Here is a 4,842-nt window from a genome sequence, read left to right on the forward strand (position 1 = left end):
GACGGCAGATGCTGGGACCTCACAGCGCCGCGGGATCCGGCCTCCCCCATCAGCATCGAGGACTTCGTCTCGTTCGCGCCCGCCCCGGCAGGTGCGTCATCGGAGCCCGGGGCCTTCACTGTCCGCAACCTGCACACCAACTTCGTCGCAGAAGCCGGAGTCCACATCCGCTCTGGCGAGCTATTGGGCCAGCCGGCTTCCGCCGAGTTCAGGCCAGTCGCCTACCAGTGGCTCTACGGCGACGGCACGTCACGCATGACCTCCAGCGCGGGAGCGAGTTGGCACCAACTCGGCCTGCCCGAGTTCGAGCCCACGGCAACAAGCCATGTGTACTCGCAGAAGGGAATCGTCTCGGTCACCCTCGTGACGCATTACGCCGTTCGGGCGGCCTACGCCGACGGGATCTGGTGGTCGGTGCCGGGAACCCTTGCCATCGCATCACCGCCGATGCCGCTCGAAGTCCTGGCTATCAACACCGTGCTCGTCGATCGCAACTGCGGTGAATCCCCCTCCGGTCCAGGGTGTTGACGCACAGACCCGGACGGCGCGGCGACGGCGAGACCCTTCCCTCACAGCCTTAGTCCACTGCTCGACTGAACACGACGCCGTGGATACCGACGCACCACCGCACATCCGCCGATTAGCTGGGCGGCATGACTCCTCGAACCCTCAGCGCCACCGCGCTTGCCCTCATCTGCGCCCTCAGCCTGACCGCGTGCATCCCCTTACCCATTCCCGTCACAGAGCCAGGCCGGCCTGCTCCCTCGAGTTCTCCCGTTGTCAACTTCATAGCGACCGAGGTATCGGCGGATGCAACGATTCTCGAGTACTGGAACGCCGTGGCTGAGACATACAAGTCAGGGGGTGATGACCTCGAAGCACTCAAAGCCGTCACCACAGAGAGCACCCTGCGCGACGAAGAATCGGTAGCCAAGACATTCGCCGCGAGCGGAGTAACGGTCATCCCCGAATATCGACTGAGTGACACCCAGTTTGAGCAGCTGTACGTCGAGAACAGACAGTTGTTCCTCGTGGTCTCCACCTGCATTGATTACTCTCTGGCCCGCGTCGTTGATTCCGCCGGCGAGCAGAAGCAACTCAGACCAGATGCCCCGCGGGCGGTTGCCCACGTGAAGATCAGGGTCGACGACCCCGACAACTTCGCAGGGCTTCGCATCGCAGGCTGGACCGAAATGCTGGGGCCGGGCATGGGCTGCTAGAGCCAGTGTGGCCCGAGCACCACGAAAAATAACACCGCCGTTAACGAGGAAAACCCCCGGCCCTTTTTCAAGGAACCGGGGGTTTTCTGAGCGTGACCCCAACCGGATTCGAACCGGTGTTACCGCCGTGAGAGGGCGGCGTACTAGGCCGCTATACGATGGGGCCAGTCACGCGCTTCCGGCCTAAGCTGGCCGGGCAACTCAAAGAGTATGACACACGACCCGCCCCTCTCCCAAACTGAGGGGTGGTCGTGTCTTAGAGAATCGGCGCCAGCACGAGCAGCGCGCCGGGCATGACCTCAACCTCGACCGGAAGCATCCCGATGCGCTCCCCGTCGGCATAGGCCACGACGTCATCCGATTCCAGCCGGATGCTCTTGCCGCGCCTGATGGTCACCGCCGGGTTGCCGACATGCCGCCCCTTGAACACAAGCGGGAACAGTCGAATGAACCGCAGCTTGGGCAGCGACCCCACGATGAACACGTCGAGCAGCCCGTCGTCAAACTGGGCATCGGGGGTTATGAGCATTCCACCGCCGATGGAGGTGCCGTTGGACACGGAGACAAGCATGCCCTTCGTGACTACCGGGTCGCCGTCGATGGTGACCCGGTAGCGGATGGGGCGAAACCAGAGCAGCTCCCACACCATCGCGAGCGTATAGCGGCGGGGGCCCCTCGGCCATGCCATGTGGTACGCGCGCTCGTTGACAATGGCGTCGAAGCCGGCGGAGAGAACGCCGGCGAACCAGCGAACGGTGCCGTCCGCCGCGGTGACTCGCCCCGCATCGATGCGGCGCGGCTCGTGATCGAGCTCGGCAAGGAGCATGCGAATGGCGGCCTCGGTGTTGTCGAGCGGAAGGCCGAGGGCCCGGGCAACGTCGTTTCCGGTGCCAGAGGGAATGATGCCCAGCTTCACAGAGCTGTCGGCAATGAGGTTGACCCCCATACTCACCATGCCGTCCCCGCCCACAACAACGAGCGCGTCTGCCCCCATGCGCAACTCCGCGGCCACGGCCTCCCGCAGTTCGTCAAACGACGGCATCGACAGCGCCGTGACATCATGGCCCGCTTCTTCGAGCGCAGTCACAACGGATGGAGCCGCCTCAAGTCCCAGCCCGAACGCAGCACGGGGATTGATTGCCACGATGATCGTGAGCGGGGTCGTCGAAGGCATTCCTAGATCTTGGCAGTAGCGGGGAATGCGCAGTGCACGCCGGGCCGGAGCAACCTTTGCGGCCTAGGATTCTGACATGCGCATCACAAAACGCGAACATGCCTGCCTCGACGTCGAGAAGAACGGCGAGCGCCTCATTATCGATCCCGGCTCATTCACGGCCCCGTTCGATGTCGACGGCATCGTGGCCGTCGTGGTCACGCATGAGCACCCCGACCATTGGACTCCCGAGCACCTCGGCCGCATTCTGGATGCCAACCCCGGCATCCCCATCTATGGCCCTCCCGGAGTGGTCTCCGCAGCGAAAGACTTTGCCGTCACCGCCGTTGCGGAGGGAGACGAAATCACCGCCGGCGGATTCACGCTTCGTTTCTTCGGGCGCGACCACGCGGTGATCCACTCGTCGATTCCGGTGGTCAACAACGTGGGCGTGCTCGTCGATGACACGCTCTACTACCCGGGCGACTCCTACACGGTTCCCCCGGTTACGGTCGAGCTGCTCGCCACACCCGCGGGCGGTCCGTGGCTCAAGATCGGCGAGGTCATCGACTTCGTGCTCACCGTGCGCCCTGCAAGGGCGTTCCCCACGCACACCGCCCCGCTCTCCCCCATCGGCATCGGCATGGTCAACAGCCGGCTCACCGAGCAGGTCGCCACATTTGGCGGCACCTACCTTGCGCTGGAGCCTGGCGACACGATCGACGCTTAGCGGCGGAGGTTCGGAGCCGAATCCTCCGAGTCGAGTCCGCCTACGCGGCGCAGCACGGCAGAAAGCAGCGAGCCAGCAGCATCCGGAATCACGTGGTGGTTCAGGTAGATGCCCTCGAGCCACGACAGCACCTCGCCCGCGGGCAGGCCCACCTTCTCCCAGTCGATGCCGCGCAGCGCCTTGGTGCGGGGAAGCCCCGTGCGCGGGTCCGTCCAGGCCTCGGCAATAGCCAGGTTCGGCTCACCATCCACAACGGGCGTCCATGACAGCGCGATCGGGTGGTCGTCGCCATCGATGTGGTCGTGCGACACGGTGCCGGCACCCAGCCACGGCAGCGTCATCAGTTCGCCCTCGACCTCAACCTCGACGAGGTCGAGCTGCACCGGCTCCTCGACCTCGCAAATGTAGAGGTCGTAGCCCAGCTCATGCCAGGCCGCGGCCTGCGAAATATCGTCGAGCAGCTCGGGGCACAGCGCGTGCATGTCGAGCATGAGCAGGGTTGCCCACTCCACGAGCACCCGCGTATCGACGGGCGACCACGGGCTCGCCTCGATGTCTTCTCCGTGCGGGCCATGAAAGTGAAAGTCGACCCCGGCATCGGATGCTTCCAGGTGGATCTGCCCCGAAGCAAAGTCCACAAAGAGGCCGCTCATGCGCTCATCGTCGTCCCAGTCGAGCGCGAGCTCGGGCTCGCCCAGGTGCGGAGGCAGAGTCACCGACGCTGCCCGCTTCGGTCCGAGATTGAGAACGGCGCGAAGTTGGGTATTGGGCATGCGCAAACTGAGATCGGTCACAGTGAAATCTTAGGCTCGACAGCCCCCGGTCGTGGCCGCTGCCTGGCCGACCGGTGAATAGGGCCCACTCAGCCAGCCCAGGCTGCAGTTAGCCCGGGCAGCTAGGCCGAACGGCAGTTAGCCCGCAAAGGCCAACTGCTTGGCTCCTGACTCCATGCGGGAAGCCGCGCTTCCCGGAGCCGGCTGCTCGGCGAGCGCCTGGCAAATCGCCCACGCCCCACCATATGAACCCTCTGGCAGGCTCTCGAGCCACGCTGCCATGCGGCTGTCTGCGCCGTCACGACGAATGAGCCGCATAACGTCGTCGCGGGTTGCCGGGTACTCCAGACGGGTGAGCGCCTCGCGAAGGGTGCTGATTGTATCCATGGTTGCGCCTCTCAGCTAGAACTCAGGAATAGGTCTTGTGAGCACGAGAATAGGCACTTCTGCTCGTCTGCGCCACCCACTATTGCGCGATATCCGCCGGAGATCCGGCTGGCAGACTAGAAGCGTGAACCGCGCCAGAGAAATTCGAGACAGCATCGTGGGAGAAGCCGCCGCATCCGGGTTTCGAGCCCACGGCCTCCACGTGCTCGTCGGCGACGAGGTTGGCGAACACCGCTGGACCCCCGATGTGCGCGAGCATGTGCAGTCCACGGCGAAGGGCGTGTGCGTTATTGCTGCCGGAATGGCCGCCGACGAGGGCCTGGTTTCGTTCGATACGCCAATCGCCCAGTACCTGGTCGACGTCGACCTGGGCGACGGTGTGGACGAGGTCACTCTGCGTCACCTGCTCACGATGACCAGCGGCATTGATCTGGCCTGGTCGGAGACGATGATGACCGACTGGCCCGATCTTGCTCTTGAGTTCGTGAGCCGGCCCTCCCGTGGGCGGGTTTTCCAGTACTCCAACGCGAGCACCTATACCGCGATGCGGGTTCTTGCCAGCCAGGTCGGCGACGTCGC

Annotated in this window: 6 protein-coding genes, 1 tRNA gene and 1 pseudogene; 4 read left to right on the forward strand and 4 right to left on the reverse strand. The window is 64.5% G+C overall.

What is annotated here, in order from left to right:
* Nucleotides 1-528 (forward strand): annotated as a pseudogene (locus AC062T_RS11515) (PKD domain-containing protein); the annotation flags it as partial.
* A 125-nt stretch (nt 529-653) separates the two neighbouring features.
* Entirely contained in the window at nt 654-1,220 is a 567-nt protein-coding gene (locus AC062T_RS11520; RefSeq protein WP_476030163.1) for a hypothetical protein, read from the forward strand.
* A gap of 93 nt (nt 1,221-1,313) precedes the next feature.
* Here the strand turns inward: AC062T_RS11520 and AC062T_RS11525 are convergent.
* Both AC062T_RS11525 and AC062T_RS11530 read right to left on the reverse strand, forming a co-directional pair.
* A tRNA-Glu gene (locus tag AC062T_RS11525) sits at nt 1,314-1,386 on the reverse strand.
* Nucleotides 1,387-1,476: 90 nt separating this feature from the next.
* Nucleotides 1,477-2,394 (reverse strand): diacylglycerol kinase family protein, encoded by a 918-nt coding sequence (locus AC062T_RS11530; protein ID WP_476030165.1) that lies wholly within the window; start codon nt 2,392-2,394, stop codon nt 1,477-1,479.
* A gap of 76 nt (nt 2,395-2,470) precedes the next feature.
* On the opposite strand from AC062T_RS11530, the gene AC062T_RS11535 reads away from it, so the two are divergent.
* Nucleotides 2,471-3,103, forward strand: coding sequence for an MBL fold metallo-hydrolase (locus AC062T_RS11535; RefSeq protein WP_476030167.1), 633 nt, complete (start codon nt 2,471-2,473; stop codon nt 3,101-3,103).
* Here AC062T_RS11535 and AC062T_RS11540 read toward each other — a convergent pair.
* Both AC062T_RS11540 and AC062T_RS11545 read right to left on the reverse strand, forming a co-directional pair.
* Entirely contained in the window at nt 3,100-3,897 is a 798-nt protein-coding gene (locus tag AC062T_RS11540) for a hypothetical protein (protein ID WP_476030169.1), read from the reverse strand. The two genes, AC062T_RS11535 and AC062T_RS11540, sit on opposite strands and share 4 nt — an antisense overlap.
* Before the next feature lie 117 nt (nt 3,898-4,014).
* Nucleotides 4,015-4,263: a DUF2795 domain-containing protein gene (locus AC062T_RS11545; RefSeq protein ID WP_476030171.1), complete on the reverse strand. Its 249-nt coding sequence runs from the start codon at nt 4,261-4,263 to the stop codon at nt 4,015-4,017.
* A gap of 124 nt (nt 4,264-4,387) precedes the next feature.
* Here AC062T_RS11545 and AC062T_RS11550 point away from each other — a divergent pair.
* Nucleotides 4,388-4,842 (forward strand): serine hydrolase (locus tag AC062T_RS11550; RefSeq protein ID WP_476030173.1); only part of this gene is annotated, 455 nt, incomplete at its 3' end.

The sequence above is a fragment of the Homoserinimonas sp. genome, assembly GCF_056262345.1.

Coding starts and splice junctions, on each gene's coding strand:
- AC062T_RS11520 (WP_476030163.1), top strand. CDS start 654: ATGACTCCTCGAACCCTCAGCGCCACCGCGCTTGCCCTCATCTGCGCC.
- AC062T_RS11530 (WP_476030165.1), bottom strand. CDS start 2,394: ATGCCTTCGACGACCCCGCTCACGATCATCGTGGCAATCAATCCCCGT.
- AC062T_RS11535 (WP_476030167.1), top strand. CDS start 2,471: ATGCGCATCACAAAACGCGAACATGCCTGCCTCGACGTCGAGAAGAAC.
- AC062T_RS11545 (WP_476030171.1), bottom strand. CDS start 4,263: ATGGATACAATCAGCACCCTTCGCGAGGCGCTCACCCGTCTGGAGTAC.